The sequence below is a fragment of the Streptomyces sp. SP18BB07 genome, from assembly GCF_036322545.1.
Classification (GTDB): domain Bacteria; phylum Actinomycetota; class Actinomycetes; order Streptomycetales; family Streptomycetaceae; genus Streptomyces; species Streptomyces deccanensis.
The window spans coordinates 48,924-68,894 of the sequence record NZ_JAQYWT010000215.1 but is presented as its reverse complement, the minus strand read 5'-3'; the positions used below and the strand labels follow the sequence as shown (position 1 = coordinate 68,894).

At 71.7% G+C, this 19,971-nt stretch carries 14 protein-coding genes, 1 tRNA gene and 1 pseudogene; 11 read left to right on the top strand and 5 right to left on the bottom strand.

Features of this window, described 5'->3' with window-relative positions:
* Nucleotides 1-47: 47 nt before the first annotated feature.
* On the bottom strand, nt 48-3,020 hold the full coding sequence (locus PUR53_RS03860; RefSeq protein ID WP_329907386.1) for an SUKH-4 family immunity protein: 2,973 nt from the start codon (nt 3,018-3,020) through the stop codon (nt 48-50).
* A 7-nt stretch (nt 3,021-3,027) separates the two neighbouring features.
* Nucleotides 3,028-4,056 (bottom strand): SMI1/KNR4 family protein, encoded by a 1,029-nt coding sequence (locus PUR53_RS03855; RefSeq protein WP_329895467.1) that lies wholly within the window; start codon nt 4,054-4,056, stop codon nt 3,028-3,030.
* Nucleotides 4,057-4,380: 324 nt separating this feature from the next.
* Between PUR53_RS03855 and PUR53_RS03850 the strand changes: the two genes are divergently transcribed.
* Nucleotides 4,381-4,881, top strand: coding sequence for a YwqJ-related putative deaminase (locus tag PUR53_RS03850; RefSeq protein ID WP_329895466.1), 501 nt, complete (start codon nt 4,381-4,383; stop codon nt 4,879-4,881).
* A 106-nt stretch (nt 4,882-4,987) separates the two neighbouring features.
* Entirely contained in the window at nt 4,988-5,482 is a 495-nt protein-coding gene (locus PUR53_RS03845) for an SUKH-3 domain-containing protein (protein WP_329895465.1), read from the top strand.
* A gap of 180 nt (nt 5,483-5,662) precedes the next feature.
* Here the strand turns inward: PUR53_RS03845 and PUR53_RS03840 are convergent, their stop codons facing one another.
* On the bottom strand, nt 5,663-7,015 hold the full coding sequence (locus PUR53_RS03840; RefSeq protein WP_329895464.1) for a sensor histidine kinase: 1,353 nt from the start codon (nt 7,013-7,015) through the stop codon (nt 5,663-5,665).
* 168 nt (nt 7,016-7,183) lie between these two features.
* Between PUR53_RS03840 and PUR53_RS03835 the strand changes: the two are divergent.
* From PUR53_RS03835 to PUR53_RS03805, 7 genes and pseudogenes are all read left to right on the top strand, one after another.
* A pseudogene (locus PUR53_RS03835) lies at nt 7,184-7,630 on the top strand (helix-turn-helix domain-containing protein); the annotation flags it as partial.
* A 133-nt stretch (nt 7,631-7,763) separates the two neighbouring features.
* Nucleotides 7,764-7,838 (top strand) — tRNA-Gln (locus tag PUR53_RS03830).
* Between the two features lie 121 nt (nt 7,839-7,959).
* Entirely contained in the window at nt 7,960-9,408 is a 1,449-nt protein-coding gene (gene glmU, locus PUR53_RS03825) for a bifunctional UDP-N-acetylglucosamine diphosphorylase/glucosamine-1-phosphate N-acetyltransferase GlmU (RefSeq protein ID WP_329907385.1), read from the top strand.
* Between the two features lie 110 nt (nt 9,409-9,518).
* Nucleotides 9,519-10,493, top strand: coding sequence for a ribose-phosphate diphosphokinase (locus PUR53_RS03820; RefSeq protein WP_239755057.1), 975 nt, complete (start codon nt 9,519-9,521; stop codon nt 10,491-10,493).
* A gap of 177 nt (nt 10,494-10,670) precedes the next feature.
* Entirely contained in the window at nt 10,671-11,264 is a 594-nt protein-coding gene (locus PUR53_RS03815; RefSeq protein WP_329895462.1) for a 50S ribosomal protein L25/general stress protein Ctc, read from the top strand.
* Between the two features lie 94 nt (nt 11,265-11,358).
* Nucleotides 11,359-11,961, top strand: a complete 603-nt coding sequence (pth, locus tag PUR53_RS03810; RefSeq protein WP_329895461.1) for an aminoacyl-tRNA hydrolase — start codon at nt 11,359-11,361, stop codon at nt 11,959-11,961.
* A gap of 80 nt (nt 11,962-12,041) precedes the next feature.
* Nucleotides 12,042-12,575 carry a hypothetical protein gene (locus tag PUR53_RS03805; RefSeq protein WP_329895460.1) on the top strand — a complete coding sequence of 178 codons (534 nt, stop codon included), beginning with the start codon at nt 12,042-12,044 and terminating at the stop codon, nt 12,573-12,575.
* A 250-nt stretch (nt 12,576-12,825) separates the two neighbouring features.
* Here the strand turns inward: PUR53_RS03805 and ppc are convergent, their stop codons facing one another.
* Nucleotides 12,826-15,558: a phosphoenolpyruvate carboxylase gene (gene ppc, locus PUR53_RS03800; RefSeq protein ID WP_329895459.1), complete on the bottom strand. Its 2,733-nt coding sequence runs from the start codon at nt 15,556-15,558 to the stop codon at nt 12,826-12,828.
* Nucleotides 15,559-15,939: 381 nt separating this feature from the next.
* On the opposite strand from ppc, the gene PUR53_RS03795 reads away from it, so the two are divergent.
* Complete coding sequence (locus PUR53_RS03795) at nt 15,940-16,968, top strand: acyl-CoA desaturase (protein ID WP_329895458.1); 1,029 nt, start codon at nt 15,940-15,942, stop codon at nt 16,966-16,968.
* Nucleotides 16,965-17,642 carry a TetR/AcrR family transcriptional regulator gene (locus PUR53_RS03790; protein ID WP_045556264.1) on the top strand — a complete coding sequence of 226 codons (678 nt, stop codon included), beginning with the start codon at nt 16,965-16,967 and terminating at the stop codon, nt 17,640-17,642. The genes PUR53_RS03795 and PUR53_RS03790 overlap by 4 nt, the downstream gene beginning before the upstream one ends.
* Nucleotides 17,643-17,847: 205 nt before the next feature.
* Here PUR53_RS03790 and PUR53_RS03785 read toward each other — a convergent pair whose 3' ends face one another.
* Nucleotides 17,848-19,935: a glycosyltransferase family 4 protein gene (locus tag PUR53_RS03785; protein WP_329907384.1), complete on the bottom strand. Its 2,088-nt coding sequence runs from the start codon at nt 19,933-19,935 to the stop codon at nt 17,848-17,850.
* Between the last annotated feature and the right edge of the window lie 36 nt (nt 19,936-19,971).

Genomic DNA, 19,971 nt, shown 5'->3' with positions numbered 1-19,971 from the left:
CCTGCGTACCGGGGGGGGCGGCCGACGTGGAGGTCAGCCGCGAGGGGTCACAGCAACCCGTCCCACATCTGCTCCAGCAGCACCGACCACCAGCTCTCCGGCGAGGCCAGCGCCGCCGGGTCGAGGGCGGCGAGCTGCGCCTGGAAGTCGACGGTCCAGCGCCCCGCCTGCTCCTGGTTGAGACCGAAGCGCAGTCGCCACATCCGGCCCAGCAGCGCCAGGCAGCGCGCGAACTCGGGCAGCCCCGTGTTCACGAACTGCGGCGGTACGGGCACACCGCCCGGCCCCGCCTCCACCGGCACGGCCACGATGTTCGCCGTGCCGTACTGCACACAGAGCGCCTTGCCGAAGTCGCTGCCCATCACCAGGTACGAGCCCGCGTCGGCCGCCGGCTGCACCCCGCGCTCCTGCGCCAGCTCCGCCAGCGTCGGCACCGGACGGCCCGGCTGGGCCTGCGCCCAGAAGAACGGGCCCATGTCCACCGGCAGCCCGGCGACGACCAGCGTGTGCGCCACGATCGGCGGAACACCCTGCCGCGACACCGCCTGCTGGTCGAACCGGAACACCCCCGGCCCGAACGCCGCCGCCAGCTCCTGCCCGATCACCTCCGGCGGGACCGGCGGCGCCGGCGGCACCGGCGGCAACGGCGCCCGCACCGGCGCGGGCCGCGCGGGGCCGTCCGCGACCTGGTGCAACTCGCCCTGGTGGGCGAGCAGTTGGGCCATACCCTGCTGCCGGCTCGCGTGGTCCTTGCCGTACGGGGCGATGGACGTGATGCGCGCGTTCGGCCACTGCTCACGGATCATCCGCGCGCAGTACGCCCCCGGCAGTTCGCACGACTCCAACTCGGTGTGCAGCTCCAGCACGGCCTCCGGCGGGATGTTCATCCCGCGCAGCTCGTGGAAGATCTGCCACTCCGGGTGCGGCGTACCCGGCGCCGAACGCCGGATGACCTGCTGCTCGGACCCGTCCGGAGCGCGGAAACGCAGGACGGCCTGGTAGCCGGGGCCCACGGTCGGCTGCCCGGCGGGCGGCTGCGGATAGCCGTACGCGGGCGGCGCCCCCATCGGCGGCCCCGGCTGACCGGGAACCGGTCCGGGCTGTCCCGGCTGACCGGCCATCGGCTGTCCGGGCATCCCGTGGGGAGCCCCCGGTGGCATCCCGGGCGGACCGGGCGGCTGCGGGGCCCCGGGCGCACCGGGTCCGACCACGGCGGGACCGGCCAGCATCGTCGCCGCGTGGTGCACCCCACCAGCGGGCGTACCCCCCGGCGGATTCGGCGCACCAGGAGCACCCGGGACACCAGGAGCCCCAGGGGCGTGCGGACCGCCCTGTTGACCGGGGACGCCGGGCTGCCCCGGAGCGCCAGGAACGCCGGGGGCGCCGGGAACACCCGGCCGGCCCGGAGCCCCAGGGGGCCCCGGCGGCAGCGGCGCACCCGGTCCGCCCACGGCGGGACCGGCCAGCATCGTCGCCGCGTGGTGCACACCACCGGCGGGCGTACCCCCGGGCGGATTCGGCGCACCGGGAGCCCCCGGGCCCCCCGGGCCGTCCGGCCCGAGGGAGGAGACCAGTTGGGTCGGCACATAGCCACCCGCCGGGGTGCCCGGAGCACCGGGACCGGACTGCGGCGGAGGCGTGGCACCCGGCCGGGCACCCGGCGTCCCCGGGGCCCCGGGCGGAGCCGGAGGCGGCGGCGCACCGGCCGCACCGCCCCGGCGCGGCGGCGGCGCGGCCTTGCTCGTGGCGGCGTCGGCGATGTCACCGGCGTAGGGCGCCGACGAAGGCCCCGGAGGCGGCGTACCGGGCCCCTGCGGATACCCGTACGACGGCACACCGGGCGGCGGAGTCCCCGGCCCCTGCGGAGCACCGGGCCCCTGCGGGTACCCGTACGACTGCGGCGCACCCGGCGGCGGAGTCCCCGGACCGGACGGAGCACCGGGCCCCTGCGGAGCACCCGGTCCCTGCGGATAGCCGTACGACTGCGGCGCACCCGGCGGCGGGGTCCCCGGGCCGGACGGCGGTTGCTGTGACGGCTGCGCGGGGCCGCCCGGTGCGCCCGAGTCGGGGCCGGGGGCGCCCAGCGCCGGCGCCACCGTCGTACGCGGGAGCTGGCTGCCCCCGGAGATCAGCGCGGTCTTGGCCTCCGGCAGCGCGCTCGGCGGCGGCGGGGCGTCGTCCGTGTCGCTCACCTCGGACAGCTGGGGCGCGAACACGGTGTCCGGCAGCGGTACCGAACGGTCGTCCTCGGCCTCGGCGTTGGTGTCCGTCCCGGCCCACGGCGTCGCCCCGGCGGGCACCGCGTCGTGCGGATCGGCGTCCCTCGGCGGCACCGCGTCCCGCACCTCGTCCTCCGCCGAGGCGGCGGCCGGCCACGGCGTGGCGTCGGCCGGTGCGTCGGGCGTCCCACGGCCGGCCGAGGGCGACTGCCCGACCGGCCCCGCCATCGTCTCGGGCAGCGAACCGCCGCCCCCGGGCGCCCCGTTGGCCCCGAACGAGCCGGAACCACCCGTACCGGCACCGGAATCGGCGGCAGCGGCACCGGCCGCAGCCGGACGGGACCCGGCACCGTCGGACGCACCGGCACCGGCACCGGAGCCGGAGCCGGCCCCCGCACCCGCACCCGCACCCGCACGGTGGTCCGGAATCCCCATCCTGTCCGCCGCGTCCTGCAACCACTCCGGCGGAGTCAGCAGGAACGACGTCTGGTTCAGGTCCACCCGCGCCGGAGGCGCCGGCGCGGCGGCCGGAGCCGCCTCCGTACGGCCGTACTCCTCCTCGAACCGGCGGATCACCTCACCCACCGGCAGCGACGGCCACAGCGTGGCCTCCCCGCTGTCCCGGGCGATGACCAGCCGCTGCGCGCCACCGTCGGAACGCGGGCCGTCCGCCCGGTCCTCCGCCCACACCACGAAGCCGAGGTCGAACTCCCGCACCCGCACCTCACGGTGCTGGTAGCCCGGCAGATCACCGTTGATCCACTCCTCGGCGCGCTCCTGCGCCTGAGCGAACGTCACCATCGAAAACTCACTCCCCCACCGAGGACGCCGAGGACCCCGAAGACGCCGCGGCGCCCGCCGCGACCGGTACGGCACGCGCGAAGCCACCGTCCACCATCAGGTTGGCCACCGTCTCCAGTTCCGGCGGATTGCCCGCCAGCCGGGACAGGAACGCGTCGAAGTCCTCACCGGCGGGGAGCAGCAACCGCTCCACCCGCTCGGCCGGCGCCCACGACGGATCGACGTCCCGGGCGTCGTCGTACGCGCAGAACCAGACCGACCCGATCCGGTCGCCCTTCACCTTCACCGCGAGGATCCCGCCCTGCGCGAACGCCACGGCCAGATAGTCCTTGGTGAGGTGGTCCCGCAGACACTTGTTGACGTACACCAGGTCGTTGACCGCGGCCTCGTCCCGCACCGTGAAGAACGGCTGGTCGACCAGCAGCCCCAACTCCGCGTCCAGCGCCGCCCCCACGGGAGCACAACCGCCCGCCGCCTTCAGGAACGACCGGTACGCGCCCGGCAACCGGTACCCGAGGTCCTCCTCGACCCCCTGCACCTGCGTCTCGGTCACCGCCACCGCCGACGACTTCGGCAGCCCGAAGTGCGCCGGCCGGGTCTCCTGCAACGGCCGCGTGCCGCGCTTGTGCTGGTCGACACGCGCCGTCGCGATACCACCGTGGTGCCGCAGCAACGCCTTCACCTCGACCGGCACCAGCTCCAGCCGCCGACCGCCCGGCGCGTGGTGCCACGTCCAGCCGTGCGGCGTCGCCACCGGCGGGATCGTGTCCCACAGTTCATGTCCCGACGCCGCCAGCGCCGCGTTCGCGGACACGTAGTCCGTCAACCGCAGCTCGTCCACCCCGAACCCCTCCGGAGGATCGGCGATCTCCGCCGCGGCACGCGCGTAGGGCGAGAAGTCCGGAAAGCCGTGCGCGTCAACACGGACACCCCTCGGATGACGCGCCGCCCGGACCGGGTCCGGAAACTGCACGACCTGCCCGGCGTAGGCCGCGTTCGGCGGCGCGGCTTGCTGCCCGAGCCGACCTGTCGTCATGGCGGTAGCCCCCTGCGGCGTTCTGTGAGACCTGTTTCTGGCTGCGTTGTGCTGTGTCGTACTGCTCCCCGACAGCAGAAAAGGCCCTGGTACGGCCTGTTCTGTCCGCCCTCGATCGCAAGACCGAATGGATCGCGGTTGTCGACAGCCTATGCGGTACGGCGACACCGGTCATCGGGCCTCCGCCACCGTGACCAGCCGTCACACCACCCTCACGCAACGCCGAAGAACGGGCGTGTCGTACTGCCCCAGCTTCCGCACCGGGCACGCCGTTTGGCACTCTGTGTCCCCTGGCGGGGGATGCAACAGGAGGGGAACACGACCATGAGCGCGACGCAGGCGGGACCTTCGGGCGACCCCCGCATCGGCTGGAGCACCGCGGAACAGCCGCACGCTCCCGCCCTCCTCCACCGCCGCGACGGCATCCTGCCGACCGTGGCCGCCGCCCTCTCCGTACGCGGCGAGACCCTCACCGGCACCGCCGCCCGCGGCGACCAGGCCCCGCCCCTGCACCCCCTGGTCCAGGAGTTCCTCGACTCCCTCGCCACCGACCGGCGCGACCGCTTCACCGGCCGCTGTGCCGAGGCCATCCTCATCTCCCGCCACATCACCGGCGCCGACGCGGCCCGCAGCAGGCGCGCCGCCCGCAGACCCATGTCCAACGGCGAGGCCCGCAAGGCCCTCAAGCAGGCCAAGCTCACCACCCGCCACATCCGCGAGGACGGCGACCCCCTGCACGGCGCGTTCGCCCCGCCCTGCCGCTCCTGCGCGGCCCTCAGCGCCCACTTCGGCGTCCGCGTCGTGGACCCGGCCCAGGACAACTAGGAACCCGGGCACCCGAAGAACGCGTCAGGAAACACGAACGGCGCACGAACCGCTCTCGAACGCCTGAGAACAGAACCACCACGAACCACCGACGAACAAAGGGCAGATGCACACAGACCGCACCTCCACCACGCGCTTCTCCGTTCCCGTCGACGCCGCCCTGCGGGCCGCCGGATGGCAACCGGGCCGCTGGGACATAAAGCAGGCCGAGATCTGGGCCGACACCCTGCGCGAGCACACCTCCCCCGCCGGACACCGCCACGCGGTCTTCCCGGCCGCGGTCGAGGCCTGGGCCGAGTTCGGCGGCCTGCACCTCACCGCCCAGGGCCCCGGCCGCCGGCTCGCCCCCGCCGACCTGCACCTCGACCCGCTGCACGGCCTCCACATGGCCCGCACCCTCGGCGACCTGGGCCGCGCCCTCGACACCGAGGTCTGCCCCCTCGGCCACGAGACCGCCACACGGGCCCTCATCGCCATCGACACCGAGGGCCGCGCCTACGCGCTCGACCACACCGGCGACTGGTACCTGGGCCCCAACGTCGACGCCGCCCTCACGACACTCCTGGCGGGCTCGGCACCGGTACGGCTGACCGCGGGCTGAGGAGGACGGCGCGGGCGCCGGCCGCCGCCGGGCTCCGGCCGCCGTAAGAGTTCCGACCGTCGGCCGCCATCCGCCGTTTCGTGTCGTCCCGCCATAGGGCCTCAGGACATCGGCGGACACCCGTCGTACGTGGCTGATCGCGCAGTTCCCCGCGCCCCTGAAAAGCAGGGGCTGCGCCCCTCACGGCGCGGCCGGAAGCACCGCCGACACCCGGAAGCCCCCGGCGTCCGTGGGCCCGGACACGAAGACACCCCCCAGCTCGGCCACCCGCTCCTTCATCCCGAGCAGGCCGTTCCCCCCGCTCGGCAGCCGCGCGGCCCCCGCCGCGCCAGGCTCCGGCGGCGGGCCGTTCTCCACCTGCATCGCGATCTCCGCCGTCCGATGCGCCAGCCGCACCCGCGTCTTCGCCCCCGCCGCGTGCTTGTGGACGTTGGTCAACGCCTCCTGCACCACCCGGTACGCCGTCTGCTCCACCTCCGCCGCATACACCCGCACCTCCCCCTCCACCGACAACTCGACGACCATCCCCGCCGCCGCCGACTGCCCCACCAATACCTCCAGCTCGGCCAGACAAGGCCCCTCCGCCGCCTCGTCCTCGGCCCGCGAAGCCGCCGCCGCAGCCGCCGCCCCCACCGCCGCCAGAGGCACGGGCGCAGGCGCCGACGCGGGCCGCTCCCGCCCCATCGACGAGAACCCCTCCCCCGACCGCAACACCCCGAGCATCTCCCGCAACTCGGTCAACGCCTGGCGCCCCATGTCCCCCACCAGCGCCGCGTTCCGCACAGCCTTCTCCGGATCCTTCCGCGCCACGGCCTGCAGCGCCGCCGCGTGCACGACCATCAACGACACCCGGTGCGCCACCACGTCATGCATCTCCCGCGCGATCCGGGTCCGCTCCTCACCCCGAGCCCACTCGGCCCGCTCCTCCGCCCGCTCCGCGAGCAGCTGCAGCTCCCGCTCCAGCGAATCCGCCCGCTCCCGCAGACTCTCCATCAACCGCCGCCGCGCCCCGACGTACAGCCCCAACAGCACCGGCGGCGCGGTCAGCCCGATCGCCATCGTGGACGCGAGGAACACGGCGAACGCGTCCCCGCCGCCGACCGCCCCGTCCCCCTGCAGATTGCTCCGGGTCGCCTCCACGAACCACACGATGAACACACCGGCGAACGCCATCCCCGACAGCGCCCCGATGATCCGCCGCGGCGCCTCCGACGCGGCCAGCGTGTAGAGCCCGACGAGCCCCATCAGATACCCCATCTGGGCGGGCGCGACCGCGATGAACACCAGCACGACAGCGACGGGCCACATCCGCCGCACCAGCAGCACGGAACCGGCGAGCGCCCCGAACACGACCCCCACGGCCTCCGGCAGCGCGGCGTTCCGGGCGAACTCGACACCCTCGATCGAACACTCGACGGCCGACACCAGCGCCAGCCCGCCGTCGAGGGCGGCACCCCGCCACCGCTCCCACCACCACGGTCCGGCCCTGTCCCCCGTCCCGGCCGCGGTGTGGTCTTCCCCCGTCGTGGTCATACACCCAAGCCTACGTTCGAGCGCCCCCGCTTTTCCGGCGAGTTTCCCGTAGTGGCCCACACCACGCCCCACCCTCGAACAGAAGCGAAACCACCCCGTTTCCCTCGAACTGCTGAATGGCCCACCGTTCGACCCCGGAACCCCACATTCCGCCCGGACGGTATGCCCATGGCACATCCACACAGCAAGTACGCCGACTTCGAGACGCTGCGGGAGCGGGCGGTCGCGCTGCGCCGCGAGGGCCACAGCCGCCGCCAGATCCGCGACCGCCTCCACGTCGACAACAACGACATCCTCAACCGCCTCCTGGAGGGCGAGCCCCCTCCCGCCTGGACCAACCGCCCCAACGCCAAGGACGACCTCCGAGCGAGGGCCCGCGACCTACGCCTCCAGGGCTGGACGTACGACCAGATCCAGCTCGAGCTGGGCTGCTCGAAGAGCTCGATCTCCCTGTGGGTACGGGACCTACCGAAGCCGGAGCGCAAGCGCTCGCCCGAGGAGGCTTCAGCGATCTCCCGACGTGGGTGGGAGGCGAGGCTCAACATCCGCGACGAGGAACGGCGCCAGACCAAGGACGTCGCCATGCGCGAGGTGGGCGCCCTCTCCGACCGAGAGCCATCGGGGCTGCCTGGTCATCTACGTCAGCAAGAGCGCTGATCTATACCGTCGCATGGAAGGCGCCTGGTACGGCATAGTAGAAGGGCGCCGCCCGACAGCCTGACCAAATGTCCGGTTTAGTCGCGAGTGATCCCCTGTGGTGTAATTGGCAGCACTGTGGCTTTTGGTGCCATATGTCCGGGTTCGAGTCCTGGCGGGGGAGCCAAGCCAAGTTCGGGTCCTGACTCAAGCACCACGGTCAGGACCCGCTCACATTTCCCCCTCACAACGCCCCGGTATCCTGCGGATGTCAACCCCCACCGCACCCACAGCCGAAGGGCATCCCCGTGAGCGCAACCCGCCCGGCAGCCGTCGTCGTACTCGCAGCGGGTGAGGGCACCCGTATGAAGTCGGCCACACCCAAGGTTCTGCACAGCATCAGTGGCCGCTCCCTCGTGGGCCACGTCCTCGCCGCCGCGCGCGAGTTGGAGCCCGAGAACCTGGTCGTCGTCGTGGGGCACGCCCGCGAGCAGGTCACCGCGCACCTCGCCGAGATCGACCCCGGCGTCCGCACGGCGGTCCAGGCGGAGCAGAACGGCACGGGGCACGCCGTACGGATGGGCCTGGAGGAGCTGGGCGGCGTCGTCGACGGCACCGTGGTCGTCGTCTGCGGCGACACCCCGCTGCTCACCGGCGCCACCCTCCAGGCGCTCGCCGCCACCCACTCCGCCGACGGCAACGCCGTGACCGTGCTGACCGCCGAGGTCCCGGACGCCACCGGCTACGGCCGCATCGTGCGGGACGGCGCCTCCGGTGCCGTCACGGCCATCGTGGAGCACAAGGACGCCACCGAGTCGCAGCGCGCGATCCGTGAGATCAACTCCGGGGTGTTCGCGTTCGACGGCCAGCTGCTCGCGGACGCCCTGGGGAAGGTCAGGACCGACAACAGCCAGGGCGAGGAGTACCTGACGGACGTGCTCGGGATCCTGCGGGAGGCGGGCCACCGGGTCGGCGCGTCGGTGGCCGGTGACCACCGGGAGATCGCCGGGATCAACAACCGTGTGCAGCTCTCCGAGGCCCGCCGCATCCTGAACGACCGGCTGCTCACCGAGGCCATGCTCGCCGGGGTGACGGTGATCGACCCCGCGACCACCTGGGTCGACGTCACCGTGACGTTCGAGCAGGACGCCGTCGTCCACCCGGGCACCCAGCTCCTCGGCGCCACGCATCTCGCCGAGGGCGCGGAGGTCGGGCCGAACAGCCGGCTGAAGGACACGACGGTCGGGGCCGGCGCGCGCGTCGACAACACCGTGGCGGACGGCGCGGAGGTCGGGCCGCAGGCGACGGTCGGGCCGTACGCGTATCTGCGTCCCGGCACGCGGCTCGGGCTGAAGTCGAAGATCGGCACGTACGTCGAGACCAAGAACGCCACCATCGGGGAGGGGACGAAGGTCCCGCATCTCTCCTACGTCGGTGACGCGACGATCGGCGAGTACTCGAACATCGGCGCGGCGAGCGTGTTCGTGAACTACGACGGTGAGAACAAGCACCACACGACCGTCGGCTCGCACTGCAAGACGGGCTCGGACAACATGTTTGTGGCTCCTGTCACGGTCGGGGACGGTGCGTACACTGCCGCCGGGTCCGTCATCACGAAGGATGTGCCGCCCGGTTCGTTGGCCGTGGCCCGTGGCCAGCAGCGGAATATCGAGGGTTGGGTGGCACGGAAGCGTCCGGGGAGCGCGTCGGCGAAGGCGGCCGACGCGGCTTCTCGGGAGGGCGAGAGCGAAGGCTGACTGGAAACAGGTGCGCCAAGGACGTCGTACCGTGATAAGTGCACACCCGCACCCCAGCTGAGCCAGCGATTTCCGCCTGCCCGGCTGAGAACCTCTGAGGAGACAGTGCTGTGACCGGGATCAAGACGACCGGCGAGAAGAAGATGATGTTCTTCTCCGGCCGCGCCCACCCCGAGCTTGCCGAGGAGATCGCCCAGCAGTTGGGTGTCGGGGTCGTCCCGACGAAGGCCTTCGACTTCGCCAATGGTGAGATCTATGTCCGCTACGAGGAGTCGGCACGTGGTGCGGACTGCTTCCTGATCCAGAGCCACACGGCTCCGATCAACAAGTGGGTCATGGAGCAGTTGATCATGATCGACGCGCTGAAGCGTGCGTCGGCCCGCTCGATCACCGTCATCGTGCCGTTCTACGGTTACGCGCGGCAGGACAAGAAGCACCGTGGTCGTGAACCGATCTCGGCGCGCCTGGTCGCGGATCTGATGAAGACGGCGGGTGCGGACCGGATCCTGGCCGTGGATCTGCACACGGACCAGATCCAGGGTTTCTTCGACGGCCCCGTCGACCATCTGTTCGCGCTGCCGCTGCTCGCGGACTATGTGGGCGCGAAGGTGGACCGGAACAAGCTGACGGTCGTGTCTCCGGACGCGGGTCGGGTGCGGGTGGCGGACCGTTGGTGCGACCGCCTCGGTGCGCCGCTCGCGATCGTGCACAAGCGGCGTGACAAGGACGTGGCGAACCAGGTGACCGTCCACGAGGTCGTGGGTGAGGTCAAGGGCCGGGTGTGTGTCCTGGTGGACGACATGATCGACACCGGTGGCACCATCTGTGCGGCGGCGGACGCGCTGTTCGCGCACGGTGCGGAGGACGTCATCGTGACGGCGACGCACGGTGTGCTGTCGGGTCCGGCGGCCGACCGCCTGAAGAACTCGAAGGTGAGTGAGTTCGTGTTCACCAACTCGCTGCCGACGCCGAGCGAGCTGGAGCTGGACAAGATCACGGTGCTGTCGATCGCGCCGACGATCGCGAGCGCGGTGCGTGAGGTGTTCGAGGACGGTTCGGTGACGAGCCTGTTCGACGAGCAGTGAGAGTCCTGGTCTAGATCGATTTCTTGTACGGCCTTCCCGCTGCGTAAGCTGTCACAGTTGCTCGGCGAGGGAGGCCGTACCTGTGGGTACGGCGGTCCGTTATCGACGCGCTCTTCGTAGCAGGCCGATGGTTTGGCCGGGTGACCACGTTTCCCCAGTTCTCTACGAGGAGTGATCATGTCCGAGGTGAAGCTCAGCGCGTCGACGCGTACCGAGTTCGGCAAGGGTGCCGCCCGCCGTATCCGCCGTGACGCCAAGGTTCCCGGTGTTCTCTACGGTCACGGTTCCGACCCGATCCACCTGACGCTTCCGGGCCACGAGCTGCTGCTCGCGCTGCGTACGCCGAACGTCCTGATCTCCCTGGACATCGACGGCAAGTCCAACGAGCTGGCGATCCCGAAGTCCGTGCAGCGTGACCCGATCAAGGGCTTCCTGGAGCACGTCGACCTGCAGCTGGTCACGCGGGGCGAGAAGGTCAACGTCGAGATCCCCGTGCACACCGAGGGTGAGCTGGCGGCGGGTGGCAACCTGCTGGAGCACGTGCTCAACGCGCTGCCGGTCGAGGCCGAGGCCACGCACATCCCCGAGTCCGTGACGGTCTCCGTCGAGGGCCTGGCGGCCGGCGCGTCCGTCCTCGCGAAGGACATCACCCTGCCGAAGGGCACCACGCTGGCCGTCGACGGCGACGCCGTCGTGCTCCAGGTTCTGGCCGCGCAGGCGGAGGAGCCGTCGGAGGAGGCCGCCGAGGGCGACGAGGCCGCGGAGGCCTGAGCCCCGGCTCCGTCATCGGTTCGTCAGCCGCTGCTTCCCTCCGGGGGGCGGCGGCTGGCGCGTGTCCGAGCATCCGCCCGCGTATCAAGGAGACATGCACGTGACGACCGATCCGAGTGCCCCCTGGCTCATCGCCGGACTCGGCAATCCCGGGCCCGAGTACGCGGCGAACCGGCACAACGTGGGGTTCATGGTGGCCGATCTGCTGGCCGAGCGGATCGGGGGGAGGTTCAAGCGGGCCGGGAAGGCGCAGGCGCAGGTGGTCGAGGGGCGGATCGGGCCGCCGGGTCCGGCGAACCGTCGGGTGATCCTGGCCAAGCCGATGTCGTACATGAACCTCTCGGGCGGGCCGGTGACCGCGTTGCGGGACTTCTACAAGGTGCCGGTGGCGAACATCGTGGCGATCCATGACGAGTTGGACATCGACTACGGCGCGCTGCGGCTGAAGCTCGGTGGTGGTGACAACGGTCACAACGGGTTGAAGTCGATGACGAAGGCGATGGGGTCGGACTACCACCGGGTGCGGTTCGGGATCGGTCGTCCGCCGGGCCGGATGCAGGTCGCGGACTTCGTGCTGAAGGACTTTTCCGCCACGGAGCGCAAGGAGTTGGACTACTTCGTGGACCGGGCGGCGGACGCGGTGGAGTGCCTGGTGATCGAGGGGTTGGAGCGGGCGCAGGGGACGTACAACTCCTGAGCTGTTCTCCGTACATGTCCCGGTTCGTCCGTCATTGCGCGTCGGCCCCCGAGGGTTGACCGACCGCAGTGCCATGGCCAATGATCCCCGCCATGCCTGACAGCAAAGCCCCCGCTCACCGTTCGCGGCGCCGTGCGCGCCCGAGCGGTGGTGGTGCGTCGGCCGCGCTGCGGTACGGGCGGCTGGTGGCCATGGGCGCGATCGCGGTGGTGCTCCTGATCGCCGGGGTGTGGGGTTCCTGGGGCTGCGCGCAGCACGTGATGCTGAGCAAGGGGCGCGAGCAGGGCACGATGACGGTGTCCCGGTGCGCCGATGAGACCTGCTGGGGGCCGTACGAGCCGGTGTCGACGGGGTCGCGGGCCCGGGAGCGGGTCGACATCGAGCGGTCGGTGGCGGTGGAGACGGGTGCGACGTACACGGTGGTCGTGAAGCCGGGCAGCAGCGATGTCGTACGGACCGGGCCTGCGGGTCTGCTGCACGCGTGGGTGCCGTTGGGCGGCGCGCTGTTGCTCGCCGCGGTGGTGGTGGCCGGGGGGTTGCGGATGGTGCGGTCGGCGTGGGTGTTGGGCGGGTTGGGTGTGGCGCTGATCACGGCGGCGTGGGTCGCGCTGTGACTTTGCGGCGAGCATTCGGCTGACGGCCGGTGGGGCTTCTCGCGCAGTTCCCCGCGCCCCTGAAAAGCAGGGGCTGCGCCCCGTGCTTTTCAGGCCCGCAGCCCCGCCGCTTTCCAGGCCCGCAGGGCCGTGGTTTTCCAGGCCCGCAGGGCCGTGGTTTTTCAGGCCCGCAGGGCCTGGTCTTTCAGGGGCGCGGGGAACTGCGCGAGAAGCCCCACCGGGCCGTCAGCCGCCATCGAAGCCCACGAAGTCAGCCCGTGTTGCGCAGACCCGCCGCGACCCCGTTGACCGTGAGCAGCAACGCCCGCGCCAGCAAGGGGTCGGCGGCCTCCCCCGCAGCGGCAGCGTCCCGCTGGCGCTTGAGCAGCGCGACCTGGAGGTACGAGATCGGGTCGAGATAGGCGTCGCGGATGGAGAAGGTCTGCTGCAGGACGGGGTTGGCGTCGAGCAGCCGGCCCTCGCCGGTGACGCGGAGCACCTCGCGGACGGTCAGCTCGTGTTCGGCGCGGATGGTGTCGAAGACGTGCTTGAGCTCGTCGGGGACGAGGGTGTCGACGTAGTGCTGGGCGATCCGCAGGTCCGTCTTGGCCAGCGTCATCTCGACGTTGGAGAGGAAGTTGCGGAAGAAGTGCCACTGCTCGTGCATCTCGTCGAGCACGGTGTCCAGGCCGGCTTCGCGCAGCGCCTTCAGTCCGGAGCCGACGCCGAACCAGCCGGGCACGATCTGCCGTGACTGGGTCCAGCCGAAGACCCAGGGGATGGCGCGCAGGCCGTCGAGCGAGACGCCCGAGCCGGGGCGGCGGGAGGGCCGCGAGCCGAGGTGCAGGTCGGCGAGCTGGTCGACCGGCGTGGAGGCGAGGAAGTACGTCGGCAGGTCGGGGTCTTCGACGAGCTTGCGGTAGGCGGCGTGGGCGGCGTCGGAGACGACGTCCATCGCGGCGTCCCAGCGGGCGAGGGCGTCCTCGGACTGGCGGGGAGCGGTGTGCAGGGCGGAGGCCTGGAGGGTGGCGGCGACCGTCAGTTCCAGGTTCTCCCTGGCCAGGGAGGGGACGAGGTACTTGTCGGAGATGACCTCGCCCTGCTCGGTCACCTTGATCTCGCCCTCCAGCGTGCCCCAGGGCTGCGCGAGGATCGCGTCGTGGGAGGGGCCGCCGCCGCGGCCGACGGTGCCGCCGCGGCCGTGGAAGAGCCTGAGGCGTACGCCGTAGCGGTGCGCGACGTCGCGCAGCCGGCGCTGGGCGCGGTGGATCTCCCACTGCGAGGTGGTGATGCCGCCGAACTTCGAGGAGTCGGAGTAGCCGAGCATGACCTCCTGGACGTCGCCGCGCAGGGCGACGAGCCGCCGGTAGGACGGGTCGGCGAGCATCTCCTCCAGAATCGTGTCGGCGGCCTTGAGTTCGTCGGTCGTCTCCAGCAGCGGGACGATGCCGATCTTGGCCCAGCCGGCGTGGAGGTCGATGAGCCCGGCCTCGCGGGCGAGGACGGTGGCGGCGAAGACGTCGTCGGCGCCCTGGCACATCGAGATGATGTACGACTCGATGACCTCGGGGCCGAAGACGGCGAGGGCCTTCTTGACGGTCTCGAACACGCCGAGGGTCTTGGCGCCGGCGGCGTCCAGTGGCGCGGGCGTGGGGGCCAGCGGCCTCCTCGACCGCAGCTCTCGGGCGAGGAGCTTGTGGCGGTACTCGCGGGGCATGTCCTCGTACCGCCAGGACTCCTCGCCGAGGCGGTCGAAGAGCTGGCCGAGGGCGTGGTGGTGGGCGTCGGCGTGTTCGCGGACGTCCATGGTGGCGAGCTGGAGGCCGAAGGCGGAGAGGGTGCGGATGGTGCGGTTCATGCGGCCGTCGGCGAAGAGGCCGCCGCGGTGCTCGCGCAGGGAGGTCTGGATGAGGGTGAGGTCGCGCAGCAGTTCGGCGGTGCCGAGGTAGTCGCGGCCGTCCTCGTGCGGGGTGCCCTTGGCGAGGCGCTGCTTGGTGTTCTCCAGCTTCTGCCGGATGCAGGTGGCCTTGAGCCGGTAGGGCTCCTCGGCGTTGAGGCGCTTGTAGCGGGGGCTGATCTCGGGCAGCGCTTCGAGGTCGGCCTGGAGCGAGGTGAGGAGTTCCTCGGTGGCGCCCGTGTAGCGGATGGAGTTGGAGAGGAAGCCGCGCAGCTCGTCGATGAGGTCGAGGGCGTCGTTGATGCCGTGTTCGTGCTGGAGGATGAGGACGTCCCAGGTCACCTGGGGGGTGACGTTGGGGTTGCCGTCGCGGTCGCCGCCGATCCAGGTGCCGAAGGTGAGGGGGCGGGTGGCGTCGGGGATGGTCACGCCGACGCGCTCCAGCTCGGCGGTGAGGTCCTCCAGGACGTCGCCGACGGCGCCCGCGTGCAGCTCGTCCAGGTAGTAGATGGCGTTGCGGGCCTCGTCGGCGGGCTCGGGGCGGACGACGCGGAGTTCGTCCGTCTGCCACACCAGGTCGATGTTCTCGGCCAGCCGGATGTCGTAGCGGCGGCGGTCGGACTCGATGACCGGGGTCTCCAGCAGCGCGGCGATGCGCCGGAGCTTGTTGAGGACGGACCGGCGCGCGGCCTCGGTGGGGTGGGCGGTGAAGACGGGGCGGACGTTGAGGTTGGCGACCGTCTCGCGCAGGTGCTCGGGGTCGGCGTCCTTCAGGCGATCGGCGGTACGGGCGAGGAGACCGCCCTCGGCGGCACGGCGTGCCCTCAGCTCGCGGCCTCGGTGCACCTGTTCGGTGACGTTGGCCAGGTGGAAGTAGGTGGAGAAGGCGCGGACCAGCTTGGCCGCGGTCTCCAGTTCGGTGCCGCGCAGCAGGTCGGCGGCGGCTTCACCGTCCTCGCGGGTCAGGCGGCGGACGCGCTCGACGAGCTCCAGGAGTTCGGGGCCCTCCTGTCGTACGAGGGTCTCGCCCAGTAGGTCACCCAGGCGCCGGATGTCGGCGCGCAGCTCGCTGCTGACCGTGGTGGTCTGGTCGTCGGCACTGCTCACAGGTGCGGCTCCTTGCAGTGTTGAAGCTCGGCTGAGGGGAACCCGGGTGGGGGCCCGGCGGTCTGGGCCGCGGTGTGTGGCCCGGCGGCCGGGCAGGATTCAGAGCGGACCGCGCTGTCCGAACGAGTCCAGGATAGGCGTCCACCTGGGCGCCCCCGGCGACAGGTGCCACTTTTGCGGCACTGAGTGCCACCTGTCCATCGAGCTCGCCCGTTACACCTGGACGCGCAGACAGTGGGCTCTTGCCGCCCGGCACCGCGCTGCCATACTTACGATGCCGTAGGTTACGGAACCGTAGGGAAAGCCGTCAGGTATCCCCCGCACGCTGTTGCCGTAGGCACCTCCCCCTCTCTCCACCCTCGACCCCCCAGGGGACGCCCCATGAGCTCAAGGTCCGATGTGATCGAAGACGCGCCGAATGCGACAGGTTCTCCAGGCTCCGCGACCGACTCCCCCACGCCGTCGGCCACACTGGGCGGCGAGCAGAAGCGTTCGATCGAGCAGATCACCCTGCTCCTCTTCATCACCGTCCCGTTCCTGGCGCTCCTCGCGGCGGTGCCGCTGGCCTGGGGCTGGGGCGTGAGCTGGCTGGATCTCGGCCTGCTGGTGTTCTTCTACTACCTCGGCTGCCACGGCATCACGATCGGTTTCCACCGGCACTTCACGCACGGTTCGTTCAAGGCCAAGCGTCCGCTGAAGATCGCGCTGGCCATCGCCGGTTCGATGGCGGTCGAGGGCCCGCTGGTGCGCTGGGTGGCCGACCACCGCAAGCACCACAAGTTCTCCGACGCCGAGGGCGACCCGCACTCGCCGTGGCGGTTCGGCGAGACGCTCCCCGCGCTGCTGAAGGGCCTGTGGTGGGCGCACATCGGCTGGATGTTCGACGAGGAGCAGACCTCGCAGGAGAAGTACGCACCGGACCTGATCAAGGACCCGGCGCTGCGCGCGATCTCCCGCCAGTTCATCTACTGGACGATGCTCTCCCTCGCCCTCCCGCCCCTGATCGGCGGCCTGGTGACGATGTCCTGGTGGGGCGCGTTCACCGCGTTCTTCTGGGGCTCCCTCGTCCGGGTGGCCCTGCTGCACCACGTGACCTGGTCGATCAACTCGATCTGCCACGCGGTCGGCAAGCGCCCCTTCAAGTCCCGCGACCGCTCCGGCAACGTCTGGTGGCTGGCGGTCCTCTCCTGCGGCGAGTCCTGGCACAACCTCCACCACGCCGACCCCACCTCCGCCCGGCACGGGGTGGAGCGCGGCCAGCTGGACTCCTCCGCTCGGCTGATCCGGTGGTTCGAGGTGTTCGGCTGGGCGTACGACGTCCGCTGGCCGTCACGCTCGCGTATCGATTCCAGGCGTAAGACGGGTGAGGACGGCTCCGAAGCCCGGAAGGCGCCCGCCGAGGCGGCATGATTGACGCCGTGGCGACCGACTCCAGCAGCACCCCGAGCAATGACAAGCCGCGGCGTGTTCGCCGCACCCGGATGACGGGCGCCGAGCGCCGGGCGCAGCTGCTGGAGGTCGGGCGCGCCCTCTTCGCCGCCAAGGGCTTCGAGGCCACGTCGGTGGAGGAGATCGCGGCGAAGGCCGGGGTGTCCAAGCCGGTGGTGTACGAGCACTTCGGCGGCAAGGAGGGGCTGTACGCGGTGGTGGTGGACCGTGAGATGAGCCGGCTGCTGGACATGGTGACCAGTTCGCTGACGGCCGGGCACCCGCGTGAGCTGCTGGAACAGGCCGCGTTCGCGCTGCTGGACTTCATCGAGGAGTACACGGACGGTTTCCGCATCCTGGTCCGCGACTCGCCGATCCCGCAGTCCACGGGTTCCTTCGCGTCCCTCATCTCCGACATCGCCACGCAGGTGGAGGACATTCTCGGCCGCGAGTTCAAGAGCCGCGGCTTCGACCCGAAGCTCGCGCCGCTGTACGCGCAGGCGCTGGTCGGCATGGTCGCCCTGACCGGTCAGTGGTGGCTGGATGTCCGCCGGCCGAAGAAGGCGGAGGTGGCGGCGCATCTGGTGAACCTGGCGTGGCACGGGCTGGACGGGCTCAACCAGAAGCCCCGCCTGATCGGCCACCGGAAGTTTTGAGCCGGGGGGTGCGTGGGGGGTTGCGGCGCGGTGTCGGGTGCGGGTGAGTGGGGCTTCTCGCGCAGTTCCCCGCGCCCCTGAAAAGCAGGGGCTGCGCCCCGTGCTTTTCAGGCCCGCAGGGGCCTGGTCTTTTAGGGGCGCGGGGAACTGCGCGAGCAACCCCCACGCACCCGCACCCGCACACGAAACAGGCACCCCCACCCCATTAGGCGCCCCCGTCCACATCCTTCGCACTGAGCGCCAGTTCGTTGTTCACGGTGAAGTAGGGCCGCACCCGCGTCACCCCCCGCTCACCATGCTCGAACACCTGCCCAGGCACCAGATCCGTCTTCCGCCGCTCCACCACATCACCCCCGATGCGGCCGACCGGCACCTCCCCCAGCCGCAGATCCCACAGATCGTGCTCGACGCTCCGCCGAGCCATGAGCTCGGCGTACGGAACGGTGAACCGGAACCCCCGCTCCCCCACAGCCCACGCGGCCACCGTGAAGTCGTAGGCGCTGTCGGCCCGGGACACCACACGCACCACGGCCCCCTCCCCGACACCGGCGGCCAGGGACTCGGCGCCCCCCAGAACCGTTCCGGCCACGGTCACCGCACCCTCCCCCACCTCGACCGCGTCGATCTCCGCGTGCGCGGGCCGCAGCCATGTCCGCAGGGCGAGGAACCCGTCGACGGTCGGGTACGGGATCCACGCCCCGACCCCCCGTTCGTCGACCCGCGGGGCCCGTCCGACCAGCGCGGCCTGTTCCACCAGCCGTGCGCCCAGCCGCACCCGCTTGTCGGTGCCGCGCGGCGCGACGTAGCAGTCCCAGCGGCCCTCGGCGAGGGTGTGCTCGGCGGGGTGCAGGGTCGCCCGCGCCACGGTGTCCGGCGCGTCGGCACTCGGCAGCACCGGCACCCTGACCTGCCGTTTGCCGGGGTCGCGGCGCAGTCGGGCGATGAAGTCGAGGGGCCCGGACGGCAGCTCGGCCGGGTCGAGGAGGACGGTGAGGCCGCCGTTGCCGGTGGCGCGGACGTGTGCGCCGGGCGTGGGAGCGCTCCCGTCGGCCTCGGCGGCGGGGGCGGCCTTGGTGGGGCGGGGCCGGACAGCAAGGGCGGCGAGTCGTTTCAGCCGGGCGGCGCCGCCCCATCGGCGGCGCCGGGAGCCGGCGAGCTCCTCGAAGAGGGTCTCGTAGCGGTGGGCGATGACGGCCGGGGCGTAGGTCTCGGCCTTCGTGAGGGCCGCCTTGCCGAGCCGTGCGCGCAGGGCCTCGTCGGTGACGACGCGGTTCAGCGCGTCGGCGTAGGCGTCGACGTCTCCGTCGAGCGGGACGAGGATGCCGTCCTCGCCATGGGTGATGATCTCGCCGGGACCGTGCGGGCAGTCCGTGGCGACGACCGGGACGCCGCAGTGCATGGCCTCGACGATGGTCATGCCGAAGGACTCCATGTCGGAGGAGACGGCGGCGACGGCGCCCTTGGCCCATTCGGTCTCGATCGGGGAGACCGCCCCCATGAGGAACGCCCGGTCGTGTAGCCCGAGCCGGTCGATCAGCTCGCGCAGGTTCTCCTTCTGCGGGCCGCGTCCGTAGATCCGCAGGGTCCAGCCGGGGTGGTCGGCGGCGACCTTGGCGAAGGCGTTCACCAGCCGGTCGTACCGCTTGATGGGGATGAGCCGGCCGGCGGCGACGATGACCCGGGAGTCGAGGGTGGAGCGTTGGACGGCGGGGGCCTGGACCCCGTTGGGGACGCACACGATGGTGGTGCGGACGTCGGGCAGGGCGGCGCGGTACTGGGCGGCGTCGGCCTCGGAGACGGTGACGTAGGCGTCGAGTCCGCCGATGGCCCGGTTCTGGTCGCTCCGCAGCGGTTCGCGGTACTGGTCGAGGCTGAGGTGTTCCTGGCCGACCCGCAGGTAGTGGCGCCGGCCGTCGCGGGCGAGGTAGCCGTTGAGGTCGGGGCGGGTGGCGATGACGACGTCGGCCTGGGTGTCGGCGAGAAAGCCGCCGATGCGTTCGTCCTGGAGGCCGGTGTAGGGCAGATTCCCGGTGGCCCCGGTGTACGGGAACATCGTGCCGGGCCGCCTGGTCAGCGGGTGATCGCCCTCGTATCCGGGGCTGCCGTCCCGCAGGTCGATCAGCGAGGTCAGACGGACGCGCGGGTCGAACGGGAGGGCCGGTTCGTCGCGGGAACGGTGGACGCTGACGACTTCCACGTCGTGCCGGTCGGCGAACGCGGCGGACAGGTTGGCGGTCGAGCGGATGGTGCCTCCGATGCCGAAGGCGTTGTTGATCAGGAACGCGATCTTCATATGTTTTTCCCCCTGGTGACCCGCCCGGGCGCGGGC